The organism is Erwinia sp. AnSW2-5 (genome assembly GCF_045107195.1).
Taxonomy (GTDB): Bacteria; Pseudomonadota; Gammaproteobacteria; order Enterobacterales; family Enterobacteriaceae; genus Erwinia.
This window is the reverse complement of sequence record NZ_JBJGXA010000009.1, coordinates 1-19185: the sequence shown is the minus strand read 5'-3', so window position 1 is coordinate 19185 and position 19185 is coordinate 1. Positions and strand designations below refer to the sequence as shown.

The 19185-nt window shown below is 53.0% G+C and carries 17 protein-coding genes; 8 read left to right on the top strand and 9 right to left on the bottom strand.

From position 1 onward, the window contains the following. Positions 1–119: 119 nt before the first annotated feature. Positions 120–1025 (top strand): bestrophin family protein, encoded by a 906-nt coding sequence (locus tag ACFL9S_RS07280; protein WP_405261164.1) that lies wholly within the window; start codon positions 120–122, stop codon positions 1023–1025. Positions 1026–1127: 102 nt separating this feature from the next. Here ACFL9S_RS07280 and ACFL9S_RS07275 read toward each other — a convergent pair whose 3' ends face one another. Continuing rightward, positions 1128–2195: a porin gene (locus ACFL9S_RS07275; protein WP_405261163.1), complete on the bottom strand. Its 1068-nt coding sequence runs from the start codon at positions 2193–2195 to the stop codon at positions 1128–1130. A gap of 867 nt (positions 2196–3062) precedes the next feature. On the opposite strand from ACFL9S_RS07275, the gene ACFL9S_RS07270 reads away from it, so the two are divergent. The 5 genes from ACFL9S_RS07270 (at position 3063) to astE (ending at position 9179) form a co-directional block, all read left to right on the top strand. Continuing rightward, complete coding sequence (locus ACFL9S_RS07270) at positions 3063–4283, top strand: bifunctional succinylornithine transaminase/acetylornithine transaminase (protein ID WP_405261162.1); 1221 nt, start codon at positions 3063–3065, stop codon at positions 4281–4283. Continuing rightward, positions 4280–5314 (top strand): arginine N-succinyltransferase, encoded by a 1035-nt coding sequence (gene astA / locus ACFL9S_RS07265; protein ID WP_405261161.1) that lies wholly within the window; start codon positions 4280–4282, stop codon positions 5312–5314. The genes ACFL9S_RS07270 and astA overlap by 4 nt, the downstream gene beginning before the upstream one ends. Further along, complete coding sequence (astD, locus tag ACFL9S_RS07260) at positions 5311–6780, top strand: succinylglutamate-semialdehyde dehydrogenase (protein ID WP_405261160.1); 1470 nt, start codon at positions 5311–5313, stop codon at positions 6778–6780. Before astA ends, astD begins: the two co-directional genes overlap by 4 nt. Continuing rightward, positions 6777–8105: an N-succinylarginine dihydrolase gene (gene astB, locus ACFL9S_RS07255; protein WP_405261159.1), complete on the top strand. Its 1329-nt coding sequence runs from the start codon at positions 6777–6779 to the stop codon at positions 8103–8105. The genes astD and astB overlap by 4 nt, the downstream gene beginning before the upstream one ends. 72 nt (positions 8106–8177) lie before the next feature. Beyond that, complete coding sequence (gene astE, locus ACFL9S_RS07250; protein WP_405261158.1) at positions 8178–9179, top strand: succinylglutamate desuccinylase; 1002 nt, start codon at positions 8178–8180, stop codon at positions 9177–9179. Positions 9180–9214: 35 nt separating this feature from the next. On the opposite strand, the gene ACFL9S_RS07245 is transcribed toward astE, so the two are convergent. The 4 genes from ACFL9S_RS07245 to ACFL9S_RS07230 all read right to left on the bottom strand — a co-directional run bounded on the left by ACFL9S_RS07245 (position 9215) and on the right by ACFL9S_RS07230 (position 13733). Then, positions 9215–11341: a peptidase domain-containing ABC transporter gene (locus tag ACFL9S_RS07245; protein ID WP_405261157.1), complete on the bottom strand. Its 2127-nt coding sequence runs from the start codon at positions 11339–11341 to the stop codon at positions 9215–9217. Further along, on the bottom strand, positions 11334–12482 hold the full coding sequence (locus ACFL9S_RS07240) for an HlyD family secretion protein (protein WP_405261156.1): 1149 nt from the start codon (positions 12480–12482) through the stop codon (positions 11334–11336). Before ACFL9S_RS07240 ends, ACFL9S_RS07245 begins: the two co-directional genes overlap by 8 nt. A gap of 230 nt (positions 12483–12712) precedes the next feature. Continuing rightward, positions 12713–12964: a hypothetical protein gene (locus tag ACFL9S_RS07235; RefSeq protein ID WP_405261155.1), complete on the bottom strand. Its 252-nt coding sequence runs from the start codon at positions 12962–12964 to the stop codon at positions 12713–12715. A gap of 10 nt (positions 12965–12974) precedes the next feature. Beyond that, positions 12975–13733, bottom strand: a complete 759-nt coding sequence (locus ACFL9S_RS07230) for a hypothetical protein (RefSeq protein ID WP_405261154.1) — start codon at positions 13731–13733, stop codon at positions 12975–12977. A gap of 555 nt (positions 13734–14288) precedes the next feature. Between ACFL9S_RS07230 and spy the strand changes: the two genes are divergently transcribed. Next, a complete protein-coding gene (gene spy, locus ACFL9S_RS07225; RefSeq protein ID WP_405261153.1) occupies positions 14289–14777 on the top strand; it encodes an ATP-independent periplasmic protein-refolding chaperone Spy in 489 nt (162 codons plus the stop codon). Positions 14778–14857: 80 nt separating this feature from the next. Here spy and cho read toward each other — a convergent pair whose 3' ends face one another. From cho to ACFL9S_RS07205, 4 genes are all read right to left on the bottom strand, one after another. Next, positions 14858–15733: an excinuclease Cho gene (cho, locus tag ACFL9S_RS07220; protein ID WP_405261152.1), complete on the bottom strand. Its 876-nt coding sequence runs from the start codon at positions 15731–15733 to the stop codon at positions 14858–14860. Between the two features lie 92 nt (positions 15734–15825). Beyond that, a complete protein-coding gene (gene nadE, locus ACFL9S_RS07215) occupies positions 15826–16653 on the bottom strand; it encodes an ammonia-dependent NAD(+) synthetase (RefSeq protein WP_405261151.1) in 828 nt (275 codons plus the stop codon). 115 nt (positions 16654–16768) lie between these two features. Beyond that, positions 16769–17959, bottom strand: a complete 1191-nt coding sequence (locus ACFL9S_RS07210; protein ID WP_405261150.1) for a multidrug effflux MFS transporter — start codon at positions 17957–17959, stop codon at positions 16769–16771. Next, positions 17956–18540 carry a TetR/AcrR family transcriptional regulator gene (locus ACFL9S_RS07205; protein WP_405261149.1) on the bottom strand — a complete coding sequence of 195 codons (585 nt, stop codon included), beginning with the start codon at positions 18538–18540 and terminating at the stop codon, positions 17956–17958. The genes ACFL9S_RS07210 and ACFL9S_RS07205 overlap by 4 nt, the downstream gene beginning before the upstream one ends. A 198-nt stretch (positions 18541–18738) precedes the next feature. Between ACFL9S_RS07205 and osmE the strand changes: the two genes are divergently transcribed. Continuing rightward, positions 18739–19074 carry an osmotically-inducible lipoprotein OsmE gene (gene osmE, locus ACFL9S_RS07200; RefSeq protein ID WP_405261148.1) on the top strand — a complete coding sequence of 112 codons (336 nt, stop codon included), beginning with the start codon at positions 18739–18741 and terminating at the stop codon, positions 19072–19074. The last annotated feature ends 111 nt before the right edge of the window (positions 19075–19185 follow it).

Sequence of the window (19185 nt, the reverse complement as noted above, 5' to 3'; positions counted from 1 at the left end):
AACTTGATTTTTGTCAATATACTGCCTTGAAATATATGTGACCAAAGTCACAAAAAACCACTTCTCAGGCGAAGGGATTTTCTGCACAATCTGCGAAAAATCACACTCGCCTGCATATCATGATCATCCGTCCTAATAGTCACTGGTTTATCCGTCTGTTCGCCTGGCACGGTTCGGTATTACCCGGAATCTGGTTCCGCTTAACGCTGAATCTGTTGATGTCCCTGATCGCTATTTTTTGTCTCGACTGGTATGAAACGCTTGGAATCAAGCTGACGCTGGCACCGTTCAGCCTGCTTGGGGTGTCCATTGCGGTGTTTTTGGGTTTCCGTAACAGTGTCTGCTTTGGTCGCTTTATTGAAGCCCGTATGTTCTGGGGCAACCTGCTGATTGCCTGCCGTACGTTGCAGCGCCTGGCTCTGGCGATTTCGCCTGCGGATGCGCAGCGAGTGACGTCGTTGCTGCTGGCGTTCTCTTACAGCCTGAAGCATCAGTTGCGCCACAGTGATGCCCATGAAGATCTGCGTCGTTATCTGGGGGATGAAGCCGATGAAGTGCTAAAACGTCGTTCGCCGACAAACTTCATTGAGCTGCAATTATCGCAGTGGCTGGCCGATCAGCGCCGGCGCGGTAACCTTTCCGACATTCTCTATATGCACATGGACAGCAATATTAATCAGCTGTCGCAGGTGCTGGGCGGGTGTGAGCGTCTGGCGAGTATGCCGGTGCCGTTTGCCTATGGCTTGCTGTTGCACCGAACGGTGTACCTGTTCTGCACGCTGTTGCCTTTTGCCCTGGTGCCGGATTTACACTATATGACGCCGCTGGTGTCGGTGTTTATCGCCTATACCTTCCTGTCGCTGGATACGCTGGCGGAGGAGCTGGAGATGCCGTTTGGTTTTGCCAACAACCATCTGCCGCTGGATGCGATGTGTACCAATATTGAAATTAATCTGCGGGAAATGAATCTGGAAGAGGGTCTGCCCGATACGCCAAGGCCGGATTGTCGTTATCGGTTGACGTGAGAGAGCCTTAACCCCGGTGTACGCAGCACGGGTTGACCGGAAAAATGATCAACCCCTACCGCATGTCATGCCCGCATCCGTCATGCGGGCAAGACCTGTTGATCAGAACTGATAGTTCAGACCCACACCCGTCACATCATCATCCGCCAGTGCTAATGGATTGTTATCCTTCAGCAGATTGAATTTGTACTCGGCATACACCAGGACGTTTTTGTTGAAGTAGTAGTTCGCACCCACAGAGGCATATTTGATGATATCGGCTTCACCCACGTTCTCAATGTCTTTACCGCGCGAGCTGACATAGGCCAGAGAAGGGCGGAAGCCATTCAGGAACTGATACTGTGCGATAGCTTCAAAATTCACCGCTTTGTTGGCAAAGCCGCCAGCGATTGGCGTGGCGTTGTGCGTGTTACCGTACATCGCGGCCAGGTAGATCTGGTTGGCGTCATATTTAACGGCTGTTGCCCAGTGCTCAGCGCGATCGCCTTTCCCGAAGGTGGCATTGTTTTGTGTCCCGGTACGGCCCAGGTTGGCATAGCTGCCGACGACGCCAAAGCCAGAGTCGGCCGTCCAGCTGACCGAGGTGGCATAACCATCACCATTGGAACGGCGCACGGCGTTGCCATCGGTACGTTCATTTTTACCCTGGTACTGCACGGCCACATTCAGACCGTCAACCAGTCCGAAGAAATTGGTGTTACGCCAGGTGGCGACACCGGTGGCGCGGGTTGAGAGAAACACATCGGCATAACCGGAGTCACCGCCGAATTTAGGCAGCATATCGGTCCAGGCCAGTGCATCGTACACCAGGCCGTAGTTACGACCGTAGTCGAATGAACCCCACTTACCGTACTTCAGACCGGCAAAACCAAGGCGGGTTTTATCACCGCTTAAGGCATCCGACCCTTCAGATTTGTTCAGCTGGAAGTTGTACTGCCATTGCCCATAGCCGGTTAACTCATCGCTAATCTTCGTTTCACCTTTGAAACCGAAGCGCGCATAAGACACATCACCGTCGTTATTGATGTCATCAGAGAACAGGTGCCCGACGTTGATCTTGCCGTTCAGGTCCAGTTTATTGCCATCTTTATTGTAGATTTCGGCAGCCTGAGCCGCAGTGGAAGCCAGTAATGCAGATACCGTTAAAGCCAGAAACGAATGCTTCATCATTAAATAATCCCTGTTCTTAAATTTATAATGTTTTGACAAATCGTGCGGTATGGAAAATGACACAGATAAGTGTGTCATAAAAACAAAACACTTGTAACAAATTATTTCATAGGGGTTTTTGTCAGGGTAATGAAAAACAGCGCAAGGCATTTTTATTTTCCTTATTGCCTGTGTTTTATACAGTCAGCATCTGTGAATGTGTGGTTTACTTGTTTTATTTGCAATAAAATCAGTTATTTGACTTATTGTTAACTATAGGGTTTCTTTATGCCGGGATAGTTTTATCTTATATTAAAAATGGCATTGGTTTGTTTTTTGAACGTTTATTTTTCATATTTAACGCATAGTTTAATTACAGGAATTCATTTTCATTAACATCAAATGTCCATATGTAAATAAAGACTATTTTCGCGCTTAAAATAACTTTTAACCATAATAATAAAGAAAGGGATTATCAGCAGGAGAATGAAATCCCTGGCAGGTGGATGTTGGCGGTTACGCACCATTTCTGTGCGCCCCTCTGGTGCAACTGACGCTTTTTGGGGCGTTAACTGACTCTTTTTAAAACCAAATCCCGGCGTTGATCACACATTCGATATTTTATTTTACCACTGCATAATTCTGCTTTTTATTGTGCTGTAAAGGCATGTGGTTCAGATTGTTATTCACTTTTTATGCATTAATGGTGAATATGATTAGCTTGTAACTCATTGATATTTAGTGGTTGCGAACGGTTTATGCATTTTTTTCTCTGGATGGCACGCGGCGTGCAATCTACAGTAGAGCGGCAATGAATCATTTCATTAACATTTTTTAAACTTTTACTTCACCCTGCCTGAGGCGGGGAATGTGCAAAACGAGGCCGATATGCAACCGTCAGTGACCCGTGAAAACTTTGATCAATGGATTGTTCCCACCTATGCCCCGGCCAGCTTTGTTCCGGTACGAGCGGAAGGTTCAACGCTGTGGGATCAGGCAGGGAAGTCATATATCGACTTTGCCGGTGGCATTGCGGTCAATGCCCTCGGCCATGCGCACCCCGATCTGCAACTCGCCTTACAGCAGCAGGCGGCATTGTTGTGGCACACCGGGAACGGCTACACCAATGAACCGATCCTGAGGCTGGCTAAACAGCTTATTGATGCCACGTTTGCCGACCGGGCATTCTTTTGTAACTCCGGTGCGGAGGCAAACGAAGCGGCACTGAAACTGGCGCGTAAGGTGGCGATGGATAACGGTCACCCGCAGAAAAATGGCATTGTGGCGTTTAACAATGCGTTTCATGGCCGCACGCTGTTTACGGTTTCTACGGGGGGACAACCCGCTTACTCGAAAGATTTTGCACCGCTGCCGCAGGGCATTCAGCACGCGGTTTACAACGATCTGGCATCGGCTGCTGCGTTGATTAACGACCAGACCTGCGCGGTGATTGTTGAGCCGATTCAGGGCGAGGGCGGTGTGGTGCCTGCCGAACCGGCTTTCCTGCGTGGCCTGCGTGAATTGTGTGATCAACACGGCGCGCTGCTGATTTTCGATGAAGTGCAGACCGGGGTGGGCCGCACTGGCTCCCTGTATGCTTATATGCATTACGGCGTAACGCCGGATGTGCTGAGCACCGCGAAAGCGTTGGGCGGCGGCTTCCCGATTGGCGCGATGCTGACCACGGAGACGCTGGCGGCGCATCTGAATGTTGGCAGCCACGGCACCACCTACGGCGGTAACCCGCTGGCAGGGGCCGTGGGTGGCAAGGTGATGGAACTGATCAACCGCCCGGAAGTGCTGGCGGGCGTGGCAGAACGTCATCAGTGGTTTGTTGACGGGCTGAATGCCATCAACCAGCGGTTGCAGCTGTTCAGTGAAATCCGTGGGCTGGGGCTGCTGATTGGTTGTGTGCTGAATCAGGACTACAGCGGCAAGGCGAAGCTGATCAATCAGATCGCCGCACGTGAAGGGCTGATGGTATTAATCGCCGGGGCCAGCGTGGTGCGTTTTGCGCCGTCGCTGATCATCACCCGGCAGGAAGTTGAGGAGGGGCTGGCGCGCTTTGAACGTGCCTGCCTCGCCGTCACTGAAGGAGCTGGCGCATGATGTATATTCGTCCCGTTGAACGAGACGATCTGGCGCAGTTAATGCACCTCGCCGGGAAAACCGGCGGGGGGCTGACCTCGCTGCCTGCTGACAGTGACACGCTGTCAGCGCGTATCGATCGTTCACTTTTGACCTGGCAGGGAAAACTGCCGCGTGCAGAACAGGGATACGTATTTGTACTGGCAGACAGTGAGAGCAAAAAGGCCGTGGGCATTTGTGCCATTGAAGTGGCGGTCGGCCTGCAGGACCCGTGGTACAACTTTCGCGTCGGCACTCAGGTGCACGCATCGAAGGAGTTAAACGTTTACAACATGTTGCCCACGCTGTCGTTAAGTAACGACCACACGGGCAGCAGCGAACTCTGCACGCTGTTTCTTGACCCGGATTATCGAAACGGGAAAAACGGCTACCTGTTATCAAAATCACGCTTTCTGTTTATGGCCGGATTCCGCCAGCACTTTATGCAGAAAGTGGTGGCCGAAATGCGCGGTGTCATCGATGAGCAGGGGCAATCGCCCTTCTGGGACAGCGTGGGCAGCCGCTTCTTCTCGATGTCATTTTCCGATGCTGACTACCTGTGCGGCACCGGGCAAAAAGCCTTTATTGCAGAACTGATGCCGAAGCATCCGCTGTATATCGATTATCTCTCGGACGAGGCAAAGTCCGTGATTGGTCAGGTCCATCCGCATACAGCGCCTGCGCGCGCCGTGCTGGAAGCCGAAGGGTTTCACTTCCAGAATTACGTCGATATTTTCGACGGTGGCCCGACGCTGGAGTGTGATATTGACCGGGTGCGGGCGATCCGTAAAAGCCGTCTGATGATGGCCTCGATCAGTGAGGATGTGGATAACGCGCTGCCGCTGTGTCTGGTGGCCAACGAGAACTACCAGCATTTTCGTGTGATGTTGCTGCCTGCCGATCCGCAGAGCGACACCGTCCGTATCACGGCCGCTCAGGCCGACATTTTAGGCTGCCAGCCGGGTGATAACCTGCGGGTGGTCACCCTTAGTCGTGAGGAGAAAAAAGCATGACGCACTGTATTAATGGTCAGTGGCTGACCGGTGGTGGCGATCACTTCAGTAAAACCGATCCGGTGAGCGGCGAACTGTTATGGCAGGGTAAAGCCGCGACGGCCGGGCAGGTGACATCCGCCTGTGAAGCGGCGCGTGCGGCTTTCCCGGCCTGGGCACGCCGCCCGTTCTCTGAGCGCCAGGCCATCGCGGAGAAATTTGCCGTGTTGCTGGAAAAAAATAAAGTTGAGCTGAGTGAGACCATCTCACGTGAAACCGGCAAACCGCGCTGGGAAACACAGACAGAAGTGCAGGCGATGATTAATAAAGTGGCGATTTCGCTGCGCGCCTGGCATGCCCGTACCGGTGAGCAGGCGGACGGCGAAAGTTCGTTACGCCACCGTCCACATGGGGTGATGGCGGTATTTGGCCCGTATAACTTCCCTGGACATTTGCCCAATGGGCATATCGTTCCTGCCCTGCTGGCAGGCAACTGCGTGGTGTTCAAACCCAGCGAGCTGACGCCGATGACGGCAGAGCTGACCGGAAAGTTATGGCTGAATGCCGGGCTGCCGGGCGGCGTGTTTAACCTGGTACAGGGCGGTCGTGAGACCGGGCAGGCGCTGGCGCAGGAGCCGCAGGTGGATGGTGTCCTGTTTACCGGCAGCGCAGCAACCGGTTATCAGCTGCACCGTCAGCTGGCCGGACAGCCGGAAAAAATGCTGGCGCTGGAGATGGGCGGTAATAACCCGCTGATCGTCGAAGATCCTGATGATATTGACGCCGCTGTGCATATTGCCATTCAGTCGGCCTTTATCAGTGCCGGACAGCGCTGTACCTGCGCACGTCGCCTGCTGGTGAAGCGTGGTGCAGCCGGGGATGCCTTCCTCGACCGTCTGGTGGCGGTGGCGGCAAAAATTCGGAGTGGCCGCTGGAACGACGAGCCTCAGCCTTTTATGGGCAGTGTGATCTCCCTCCAGGCGGCTGAGACGATCTTCAGCGAGTGGCAGGCGCGTATTGATGCGGGTGGCAAGGTGCTGTTGCCGATGCAGTGGCCGGATCGCAGCAGTGCCATTCTGACGCCGGGCATTATTGATGTGACCGGGCTGCAAAATCTGCCGGATGAAGAGGTGTTTGGTCCGCTGCTGGTGGTGATCCGCTATGACGATTTTGACCGTGCAATCCGCATCGCCAATAACACCCGCTACGGGCTGGCATGTGGGCTGATTTCGCCGCAGCGTGAAAAATTTGAGCGCCTGCTGATCGAAGCGCGCGCAGGGATTGTGAACTGGAATAAACCGCTCACCGGGGCGGCCAGTACCGCGCCGTTTGGCGGGGTGGGTGCTTCGGGCAACCACCGTGCCAGCGCCTGGTACGCGGCAGATTACTGTGCGTGGCCGATGGCATCGCTGGAGTCACCTGACTTAACACTGCCCGCCAACCTGTCACCGGGGCTGGATTTTAGCGCACAGGGAGAGACGCCATGAGCGCCCGTGAAGTGAATTTCGATGGCTTACCGGGTCTGACGCATCATTACGCCGGACTGTCGTTTGGTAATGAGGCCTCAACGCGTTACCAGCACCAGGTATCCAATCCGAAGCTGGCGGCGTTGCAGGGCTTGATGAAGATGAAAGCGCTGGCCGATATGGGTTTTGCCCAGGGCGTCATCCCGCCACATGAGCGCCCGAATATTGCGACGTTGCGTCAGATTGGCTTCAGCGGCAGCGATGAACAGGTGCTGGCGCAGGCAGCGAAACAGAATCCGGCGCTGCTTTCTGCCGCCAGCTCGGCCTCGGCCATGTGGGTTGCCAATGCCGCTACGGTTTCACCGTCGGCTGACAGTGCCGATGGCCGCGTCCATCTCACCGTGGCGAACCTGAATAATAAATTTCATCGGGCGATGGAAGCGCCGACCACGGGCGCACTGCTGCGCGCTATCTTCCGCGATCCTGAGCATTTCAGCGTGCACGATGCCTTGCCGCAGGTGGCGATGTTCGGCGATGAAGGGGCGGCAAATCATAACCGCTTTAGCCAGGGCTATGGTGAAGCCGGTGTGCAGATGTTTGTCTATGGCCGTGCCGAGCTGAACGGCGGCGTGGCGCCGACACGCTACCCGGCGCGTCAGACGCGTGAAGCCAGTGAAGCCGTGAGCCGCCTGCATCAGCTTGATGCGGCGCGTACCGTCTTTGCTCAGCAGAATCCGGCGGTGATCGACCAGGGCGTGTTTCATAATGATGTGATTGCCGTCAGCAACCAGCAGGCGCTGTTTTGCCATCAGCAGGCGTTCTTACATCAGCCGCAGTTGCTGGCTGAGCTGGCAGAGAAAGTGCCCGGCTTTATCGCCATTGAAGTGCCTGAGGATCGCGTCAGCGTGGCGGATGCGGTGGCAACCTACCTGTTTAACAGCCAGCTGTTGAGCAAGGACGATGGCAAGATGTTGCTGGTGCTGCCTGATGAAGCGCGGCGTCATGCGGGGGTCTGGTCTTATCTTACGGAGCTGGCGGCCAGCGGCGGCGCAATTGATGAACTCAAGGTGTTCGATCTGCGCGAAAGTATGTGCAACGGCGGTGGTCCGGCCTGTCTGCGTCTGCGTGTGGTGCTGAATGCGCAGCAGCAGCAGGCGGTCAATCCGGCGGTCATGATGAACGATCGGTTATTCACCATTCTCAATGCCTGGGTGGAGCGCCACTACCGCGATCGGCTGTCGCAGGCTGACCTTGCCGACCCTCATTTGCTGCGTGAAGGACGTGAAGCACTCGAAGAGCTGACGAAGCTGCTAAACTTAGGCAATGTTTACCGTTTTCAGCAGTAAAGCGACGATCGCAGGGCCGGGGATCTTCTCCGGCCTGTCAGGGCTGAACGGCGATTATTCTAAGGAGTATCGATGCAGGACTTCCTCACATTAACCCTCAACGGGCACAGCCCTGCGCATTCGGAAGGGCAGAATGCGCATCTGAGCTGGCGCTGGATTGACGTGGGTATTCTTGAACTGACGCCGCATGAGACGGTGTCGATGGCGCTGGTGGTTTCTGCGGGCATTCATGGTAATGAAACGGCCCCCGTCGAGATCCTCGAACAGCTGATTGACCCGCTGTTACGCGGTGAGCAGCCGCTGTTAACCCGCTTGCTGGTGATCTACGGCAATCCGGCTGCGCTGCGCCAGAATAAACGTTATCTGCACGGCGATATGAACCGCATGTTTGGCGGCCGCTGGCAGCAGTATGAAGATTGTCCCGAAGCGCGCCGTGCCTGGCGGCTGGAGCAGGCCATGGAAAACTTCTGGCAGGCGGGGGAGTATGAAGAGGTGCGCTGGCATATTGATATGCACACCGCCATCCGTGGTTCGTATCACACCCGCTTTGGTGTGATGCCGCTGCGTGAGACGCCGTGGCCTGAAACCTTTATGGACTGGCTGGCCGCTGCCGGGCTGGAAGCGTTGGTGTTCCACCGGGCGCCGGGCGGGACGTTTACGCACTACAGCAATCAGCATTTCCAGGCCGCCAGCTGTACGCTGGAACTGGGTAAAGCGCTGCCTTTTGGTGAGAACGATCTGAGTCAGTTTGCGGCTTCAGCACAGGCGCTGAAGGCATTGATCAGCGGTGCAGCATTACCTGAGGTGGCCGAGCCACCACGGCGTTACCGTGTGTCACAGCAAATTACCCGGCTTTCCGAAAAGTTTGAGCTGCACATGAGCCCTGAGACGCTGAACTTCACCGCGTTCCCGCAGGGGGCGCTGTTGGCGGAAGATGGCGATAAGCGTTATTACGTGCAACAGGCTCAGGAGTTTGTTCTGTTCCCGAATCCTGCCGTCGCCACCGGCTTACGTGCCGGACTGATGCTGGTGGAAGACAGTGCCCATAACGAGGCACTTGGCTCAACGCTGTAGGGCCGGACTGCCAGCAACGATCGGCTGGCCGTGTTTTACTGTGCCCGGCCAGGTGACGAAACCTTGTTTAATGCAATCACTCTCTGAGCCGATGCAATCGTTGACGGTCGGTGAGCGATGATGACGCGAGTGATGGAGAGCGCTGCGATGGCATTGTTAATCGCGGCCTCGTTCTCTTCATCTAAGTGGCTGGTCGCTTCATCCATAAACAAGATCCCCGGACGGCGATACAACGCTCTGGCGATAAAAATACGCTGACGTTGGCCACCGGATAATCCTTCCCCCAACTCCCCGGTTAGCGTTTCATATCCCATCGGTAACGCCATAATATCCTCATGTATCTGGCTGACTCTGGCGCAGTTATGCATCCATTCTTCCTCTTTGTCGGCGCTGAAACCAGTAATGTTATCGCGTAATGAACCGGCGAACAGGCGATCTTCCTGCAAAATACAGGCGATCGATTGCCGATAGTTATTCAGCCCGATGGCGCTGATATCGTACTGATTAACGGTGACGCGGCCTTGTGAAGGGAGTGTCAATCCACACATGATTTTCATCAGGGTGCTTTTCCCGCACCCTGATGGCCCGGTAATCGCCACACTTTCGCCCGCACGGACCTCTAAATCCAGTGCCGAGAGCACCGTGGGGGAGTGAGGATCGTAGCGAAACGTCAGATCACTCACCTGTAATGACAGCGGCTCTCCGGCAGTGAAATAGCGTTGCTCTTTCATACAGACTTCTGGCTCTGACAGCGCGATATCCGAGATACGATCATTGTGTAATGAGAGCATACGCAGTCTTAACAGCATATCGGTAATACTGAGAATGCGGCTGGTAAACAGTTCGCGGAAGGTAGTAAAGGCGACAAAGGCACCGATAGTCAGCGTGTTACCCATTATTGCGTGGATCCCCAGCCATAAGATCATCACGTTGTCGGCGGCGCTGGTAAAGGTACTGATTGTGGTGAAAATAATATCGAATCGTCGCTGGCTGATCCCGGCATTCGCAGCATGAACGCGCAGCGTCAGCCAGTTGTTGCTACGGTTAGTCACCAGCCCCTGTGCGCGCAGTGTCGCGATGCCGTAGAGTGTTTCGGTAAAATGGGAGTCGGCCACGGCATTGTGGATGATCTGCTCCTCATTGAGCTGACGATAGCGGGCAAAGGTCGCCAGCCGCAGCGCCACATAGATCGCCGTGAAGCCGATGACGATTGTCGTCAGATAACCCCCATAAGCGATGAGCAATATCAGGGCGCCGACGACCATGATGCTATCAATGATGCTGCCTGTAATATCGTGGATAAAGCTACTGCGCAGAACATCCAGTGAGTCAAAACGCGACTGGATATCACCTATTCTGCGTTTTTCAAACCAGTCCAGCGGCAGACGTAGCATGTGTCTGATTAACCCATCCTTCCACTGAATGTCCGTTAGCGTATCAACCACCATCAGTGACCAGGCGCGCATCATACTCAACATGGCCTGTAAAAAGACCAGGCTAAACAGTGCCAGACAAATCAGCGTCAGCAAGCTGTCGTCTGATGCCGGAATGACGTGATCCATCACGACCTGAGTGCCAACCGGAAGCAGCAGACTGATAAATTCAATCATCAGGGAGATCAGGGTGATCTTGCACAGGGCTTTACCAAACCCCTGGATATGACTGACGAGTTGATAAAATTTGAGTCTGCTTGTGACGTTCCCCGCTGAAAAACCGTTGCCAGGCCACATTTCCAGAGCCACGCCCGTGAACGAATCGGAGAATGTTTTACGGCTGAGGGTGCGTTTGCCCATTGAAGGATCATGGATAATGACGTTATTGCGCGTGACGTTGACCAGTACGACAAAGTGGCTGAAGTTCCAGTGGACGATGCAGGGCAGGCGTAATTCATTGATTTCATCCATCTCCAGAGACAATGCCCGGCAGGACAGCCCGATTTCGCTGGCGGCTGCATGCAGCGTGCTCAGCGTGGCACCGCGCGATGACATACCAAACTGCCCACGTAATGACAGAATGTCGGTGTGAAGGCCGTGCCAGCCTGCGATCATGGCGAGGCAGGCTAATCCGCACTCTGTTGCTTCCGTTTGCAGGATAAGCGGCACGCGTCGGCGCCCGGAGAAATTAAGGCGGTCCCGCAGAACATTCATCGTCTCATTATCCATTGATCTGGCCTGTTGCGCTGTCACTGAGCGTGTAAAGCGGTGACAGCAGCCACTGATAGAGTTTGCGCTCTTCGAGGAATAATGTGCAGCTGGCTTTCATACCGTTCCCGGTTGACAGCGTGTGTCCTTGCCACTGGATATCTGGCGTATCCGGACGGACCAGCACCTTGTACCAGGCGTGTGGGTTGGCAGGATCGGGGTGCGGTGCCCCCGAATAACTGGCTATTTCCTGAGCGGAGGCCGGTGTCATGGAAATCCCACTAATACGGCCGGGAAACTGACCAAATTTTTCTGACGGGAATGCGTCATACCGGATATTGACTCTCTTTCCCTTACGCAGCCAGGGGAGAGCGCTGTCCGGTACCCATAGCACCAGTTCATAGGCAGAGACGTTGCCAGGAATGATTTGTAACAGGCTGTCCCCGGCAGCGATCATTTGGCCGTCAGTGACGCTGACGGAATCGACACGCCCGGAGACCGGGGAGGCGACCACCAGGATATCCCCAGCGTCAATGTCCGTTAGCTGGCGTTGCAGATTGTTTTTTTGCAAATTCAGCTTGAGTATTTCATTATCAAAATCAGTGGATTGAGTGCGCAAGCTGCTTTCCAGCATCATGATCTGCAACGTGTTTTGTTCATTTTGAGCACTGAGCGCCATCAGGTCATTTTGTTGTTGGTAATAAACAGTGCTTTGACTGGAAAGCTGGTCGTTATTGATCAATCCTTTCTTTCGATACTGCTGATAATTCTCCATCGTGGTTTTCATCGCACTCAATCCTTTTTGTGCCTCTTTAATCACCTGGTTAGCATGGTCTAATGCTTGCTGATAATGAAGCTTTTGACGTGCGAGTGTTTCCAGCGTTACGCGTTTATTTTCTTTGGTTCTGGCAATAATTTCATCGGTTGTTGTGATCTGACTTTCAATATCCTGATGCTGTTTTTTCCCGACGACACCCGACGTAGACGTTCGGCTGACATTGATGGCATAGAGAGGTTGCCCTGCAATAACATGATCCCCGGCAGATACATTACGCTGAAGAATAAAGCCCTGTTGAGGTGATGAGATGGTTATGCTGTGTGGAATAGAGACCAGCTCACCACTGACATTAATTCTTCGGCTATAAGTGCCCAATATCATCATAGTGATAAAACTGATGAAAAATATCAGCGTAAGGGTACTGATCAACCAAAGAGGTAAGGCGGAAGTTAACAGGGCTTTACCCGACCATGCATTATCGCGGTGGTGTAGTGCTTCCTTTCTGTAAAGAGACATGATGATCTGCCTGACGAGAATGCAACAGGATGACGTGACAGAGGTCAGCGAATGTCATCATTAAGGCCTCCTTGCGGAGGCCTGTTAAACGCGCAATATCAGCGGTTTTTTCCACCGCCACGCTGCGAGCTGGATGATTTACCGTTGTTGCTTTTCCCTGAGCTGTTTTTCCCGCCTTGAGATGTTGCTGAATCCGGTGCGTTGACACCACAGGTTGCATGGACACTGAACGAGGTTGAGCTGCCCCCTTTGCCATTCTCTGAATGGCTATAGCCGCCGCCAATAGAACAGCTGCCAATTGAAAAGCCACCTGCAACAACATTCATTTCTTTTGTGGAGAGTTCGCGCATATTATCATTCCTATCTACAATGGTTAGCGAAAATAACACCGTTTTTTTTCATTAGCTGAAGCCATTTAGTTGGGCCTTCAGAATAAAAAATATTTTTTACACCAAATGCTTGCAGGTCTTTCTCAGCATATGAGAACCATTTCTCTGGAAAGCGTTGGTGGTAATCTGTCAAACGTTGCGGACAAAAACCGATTTTATACTGCACTCCAATGGCGCGGTAAAAATCACGTTCCATTTTTTTTATTTCGATAAATTCTGGCGCTGAAAAAAATTGTTTCCTGGTGATTTTTTCCTGGCCGTAGTTAAGCGCGAATTCAGACTTCGGGCTGTGAGCGCTACCGTGCCATAAGAGATAAGAGTCAGGGGCGAGTTTTTTATTTTTTCCCGCAGGAAATATATAGTTGGCGCAGGCTGACGCGCAAACGCTGCGTACCTCAATATCTATTTTTTTCTGAAAAATAAACAGGCCAATATGCATTGCCGGAACGATGGAACCACCAATGCTGTTGATAGATAATGTCCGGATGTTGTTTTTCTTGATGAGTGAAATAACAACAGTATCGGTATCTTCATCAATCTTTCCATCAAAGTAGAGCGTGTTCCCTTTCGCGTAAATATGCGGTGGATCAAGAAGTACCCGTTCATCCTGAATATCAATAGGGTGCCATGCTGCCTGGGCTAGAGTGATGCCAGTAAAAAAAAAGATGAGTGGGATAAGTCTTATTGCCTTACGTGAAAATGCCACATCAACCCTGATGTTATTCATCATTGAATTAGTATCCATTGCTGTCGTGATAATAAATTATGGCTGGCGCGTTTTTAAACTGAGGCGTTGAGCGGATTTAATCTAAAGGTAAATTTATGTCATTGCAAAGTAAGCTTATGAAACAAAATGTTTCATTATTAAAATAAGTTCAATGTTATCAATGCGTTGTTTATTTCGTTAGAATGGTTAAATCTAAAGGGGATGCTAAGTTATAACGCTTTTTTTGTGGTTCATGTAATCAAAATGACTGTTACCTGCAACATATTGGCTCAATTTCTATCACCTTTAAGCAAAGCGTAAATCCACTCACTTTTTCCTTCCGCAATTCTGTTGTGCGTATTACACTTCTCCATAATTTCTGCATAAACCTCCGCGTGTTTATATTTGTTTGCAATTCCTCACCGAATCCTTCGCATTGTCTCCATGATTGGCGGTAAATTGTCTTTTATGCTTTCACGGCTTTACTCTGCCTCTGAGTACTTGACGTTCAGCGTCGTAAACTTGCTTTCGACATCACGACAACTGAATTGCCACAGACTGAAATATAAGGACAATATTATGCGTAAATTATCTTCTCTTGTTGTTGCCGCTACACTGGCCCTTGGCGCTGCTGGTATCGTTCATGCCGCAGCAGATACCTTAACGCCACCGCCAGCGGGCGCTGACAAACCAATGATGCATAAGCCACCACGTCATGGCGGTATGCATGAAATGTTTAAAGGGCTGAATCTGACCGATGCGCAGAAACAGCAGATGCGTACCATCATGAAAGAGTCGCACAAAGACATGAAACGTCCTTCTCTGGAAGAGCGTCGTGCGATGCACAGTATTATCGCGGCGGACAGTTTCGACCGGACTAAAGCGGAAGCTCAGGCAACGGAAATGTCGGCGAACGGCAAGGCGCGCGCGCTGTCGATGCTGGAAACGCAGAACAAGCTGTATAACGTGCTGACACCTGAGCAGAAGAAACAGTTTAATCAGAATTTTGAGAAGCGTCTGACAGAAAAACCTGCCCATGAAGGTAAAATGCCTGCAGCAGACGAGTAAACCTCGTTGATATAGATAGGAGACCGCCGACGTTGCCCACCTTGCCTGAATGGCGGTGGTCAGCGTCGGCGGTTTTGTTTTTATTGCTTTGTCGCGGGCAGAGGGATCACGGGCAGCTTGCCTGAGAGCAGCGGTTTGCAAAGGATTTTGTAGCCATCGCTGTCAAACCCCGGCGGCGTTTTGCACAGTGCGGCGGCATCTTCCAGGTCGCTGACCGATCCCAGATACAGCCAGTTATTAATCACATGGATCTGCTTCTGCACCTTTCCCTCTTCAATCACCGCCACGGCGCCAGGCCACGGCCAGCATTGAAGCCGCACGGCTTCCAGCGCGGCCAGTAAACGCTGTTGATGCTCCTCTACGGGTTCTTTACCGCAGCACGCACCTGCGCAGCGCTTCAGGGCAAAACGAAAGCAGGCTCGCCCTTTGCTCAATGGCTCCAGACCCAGCAGGCCGTAACAGAGCTGTTGTTCATCGGCGATTTTCTGCAACGTTGCCAGCGCCGCGCGGCGATGCGCATACAGACCAAAGAGATTGGGCGTATGGGAAAAATCCACTTCTTTGGCGTAGACCACTTCGGGCCGTCCCTCACGGATTTGCAGTGCGCAGAGCTGGCGATTTTTGCGCAGGCGCTTATTAAACAGTGGTTGCTGTAGCTTGATCATCTGCGCTTCCAGCAGCAGGGCGCCCATTTCTCCGGCGGTCGGAATAAAACTGATGCGCCGGGCCTGATAGAGCATTCTCGCCTCAGCGGGTGTACGCAGATGCGACAGCACGCGGCTGCGGATATTGACACTTTTGCCAATATAAAGCGGCAGGGTTTCACTTTCGCCGTGGAAGGTATACACGCCGGGCAGGGTGGGCAGACTCGCAAGCCACGGACGTAATTGCTCGGGATATTCGTAGAGGGATTCTGCTTCGAACACAGGGCGATAACTGGATGTTTTTTTGTTCACTCACAACTCCGTATACTGTTCACCTGTACAGTATAGCAGTGAATCTGCGGGTGAAAACGCAGCGGGGTGACAGGGTGCCACCCCGCAGAGGGTTATTTTTTCCAGAAATCGTCGAAGACGGTGATTGGTGGTCGGCGTTTATGCTCGGTTTTCAGATACCAGTTTTCAATGGTTTTTGCGGCGGTGGCATCGATCGTTTCACCTTGCAGGTAACGATCGATCATCTCATAGGTTACACCCAGCGCCACTTCATCCTGCAAACCCGGGCGGTCATCTTCCAGATCAGCGGTAGGTTGTTTCAGATAGAGATGCTCCGGGCAACCCAGTGCTTTCAACAGCTGTTTCCCCTGGCCCTTGTTGAGGCGAAAAATCGGATTAATGTCCGTACCGCCATCGCCATACTTGGTGAAAAATCCGGTGACTGCTTCGGCGGCATGATCGGTACCGACCACCACGCCTGATGTCATGCCCGCAATGCTGTACTGGGCTTTCATGCGTTCACGGGCTTTCTCATTGCCACGAATAAAATCAGACAGAGTGATGCCTGCTTCACGCAGTGCCTGTTCACTGGCCAGCACCGCTGCCTTGATGTTGACCGTCAGCACGCGGTCTGGCTGGATAAACGTAATAGCATCCTGGCAATCCTGTTCATCAGCCTGAACACCATGCGGCAAACGCACGGCAATAAACTGGTAACCCGTATCGCCGGTTTCGTCGCGCAGTTCGCTGATGGCGGTCTGGCACAGTTTTCCCGTCAGCGTAGAGTCCTGACCACCGCTGATCCCCAGTACGAGGGATTTCAGGAACGGATAGGTTTTCAGATACGATTTGAGAAACTCGACGCTGGTGCGAACTTCTTCACGGGCATCAATAGTGGGTTTCACACCCAGTGCCTTGATAATGTCCTGTTGCAAAGCCATTGATCTCTCCTCAGATTCAGCGCCGACAGACGGCGGCCAGATGCGTTTTTGTCTGTTAAAGCTAACCTGCATGGCGCGAAACAACAAACACTTATTCGCGCCACGCGCTGATATATCAGGCGTTTTTCGGTTTCACTGCCAGCACGGTAAACATCAGTATCGCCAGCATATAGCAACCAAAAATGGTGGCGGTCATCGTCAGTACCGATGTACCGCCAATGCCTGTCACCGGCACGCTGATACCGCCCAGGGTAAACATGGTGACGCCAATCACTGCGGAAGCGCTGCCCGCCCGGTGCCCCTGGCTTTGCATCGCCAGTGATGACGCGGTAACGGAAATCACGCCATTACTGGCGACGCTAAAGAACAGCGCGACCAGCACCAGCGGCAAAGCTGCGCCACTTAAGCCTGCCAGCAGCAGGCTGCTTGATGAAATAAAGGCCAGTGTCAGACCGCCTTTCAGCACCCGGTATTCCCCCCACAGCGGGCAGAGACGGGCACTGACTTGTGATGCAATAATCAGGCCGACCCCGTTGGCAGCGAAGCATAAACTGAAGGCCTGTGGTGACAATTGATAGACTTGTTGCAACACGAAAGGAGAGGCGCCGATGTAGGCAAACATGCCGGACATCATAAAGCCCTGCGTCAGGCAGAACCCCATAAACGGTCGGTGAGTAACCACCTGGCCTAACGCCGCCCACGCTGAGAAAATACTGCCCTGGCTGCGTCGTTCCGGGGGCAGGGTTTCGTGCAGCTTGATACGTGCCAGTATAAACAGCAGCAGGGCGATAAGCGCAATGACCATAAACAGGCCGCGCCAGTCGAGGAAGGCCATTAGTGCCCCGCCCATCACCGGGGCGGCAATGGGCGCCAGACCGTTCACCAGCATCAGCAGGGCGAAGAAACGGGTTAACTCGTGCCCGCTATACATATCGCGGGCGATAGCACGCGACAGAACCGCGCCCCCGGCACCGGACAATCCTTCAAACAGGCGCGCCAGCAGAAGCTGGTGGATATCCTGCGCCAGCGCACAGCCGATAGAGGCCACCAGCAGCAACACCAGTGACAGCAGCAAAGGACGAATACGGCCATATTTATCGCTCAGGGGGCCAAAAAAAAGCTGCCCAAGACCGAGGCCGAGCAGCCCGGCGGTCAGACTGAGCTGGGCGGTGGCGGTCGGAGTGTTCAGGTCCGTAGCCAGTTCTGGCAGGGCGGGCAGATACAGGTCGATGCAAAGCGGGCCCAGGGCCGCCAGCAGTCCGAGCGTGATGGCATAGCCAAGACGTTTGGGATGTACAGGTGTCATGATTCCTCTGATTTAAAAAGAAAGTCGTTAATGTGTTGATATAAGCTGTAAAGACGTTCGGGTGACGCTTTCAGCGGCGTCAGCCGACGATAAGAGGTGCCTTCGACCATCACGGCGAGGATCTCAACACTGGCCCGGATCCGTTCTTCACTGAATTCAGGATGGAGACGGGAAACTTTTTGGCACGCATTGCTGAACATACGCTCATCGGCCTCGGTCATCATTTGCGCCACGCGCGGATTGCGGGTGGCTTCGGCGGCCACTTCCATCATCAGCGCTTCATCATCTTCATCTTGTACCTCGCGCCATGCCAGTATCTCAGCCAGATGTATGTTGTTACTGGTAGTGAGCATCTCTTGCACGCGAGAGTCGATAATCCGTTTAACGATTTCCTGGATAATCGCATCTTTATTGGTGAAATAGCGATATATCTGCCCGACGCTCAGCTGCGCTTCGGTGGCCAGTTGCGCCATGCTGGCGGCGTGAAAACCGTGCTGACGGAAACAACGACGGGCGGCGATAATGATTTCATCCTGGCGCAGTCGATGGCGGGCCTCACGGGCTTCTGTCTGTAGGCTCACTGGCGCTCCATTATGGGGTAAAAATGGGTGTTAACGCGCAACACGCAGTTCAGCGCGATGAGTGCGAATGTTCATTCTCAGACGGGAGATTATAAGCACCGGACGGTAAAACTGATAATAATTTGATGCCAAAAAGTTGAAAAATCTGCATTTCTATTCCAGGCTAACGTTACACGGATAAGACACGAGGAAGAACAAATGCGTAAAATGACGGGACTAATAGGTGCTGCAGTAGCACTGGCTGTGTTATCTGGCTGTACAGCTTACGACCGCGCTGAAAGCTATGCGACGAAACCCGTCGTACAGGATGTGAAAAAGGGCATGACGCGTCAGCAGGTTCGTGACATTGCCGGGCCACCATCAACCGAAATTACGATGGTACATGCGCGCGGTACGTGTCAGACCTATGTGCTGGGTGAACGCGACGGCAAGCAGCAAACCTACTTCGTCAGCTATGCTGACACAGGCCGCGTAATGAACTACGGCTTCCAGAGTTGCAAAGAGTACGATACCGATCCACAGGCTGCTCAGTAATCTATTCTTGTTTGAGAACACAGGGTCACCGATTGAACTGCACCCAAAAAGTTGGACACCCAACTGAGTAAGGTGCAGTACATGAAATACACCCTTGAATTCAAACTTGCT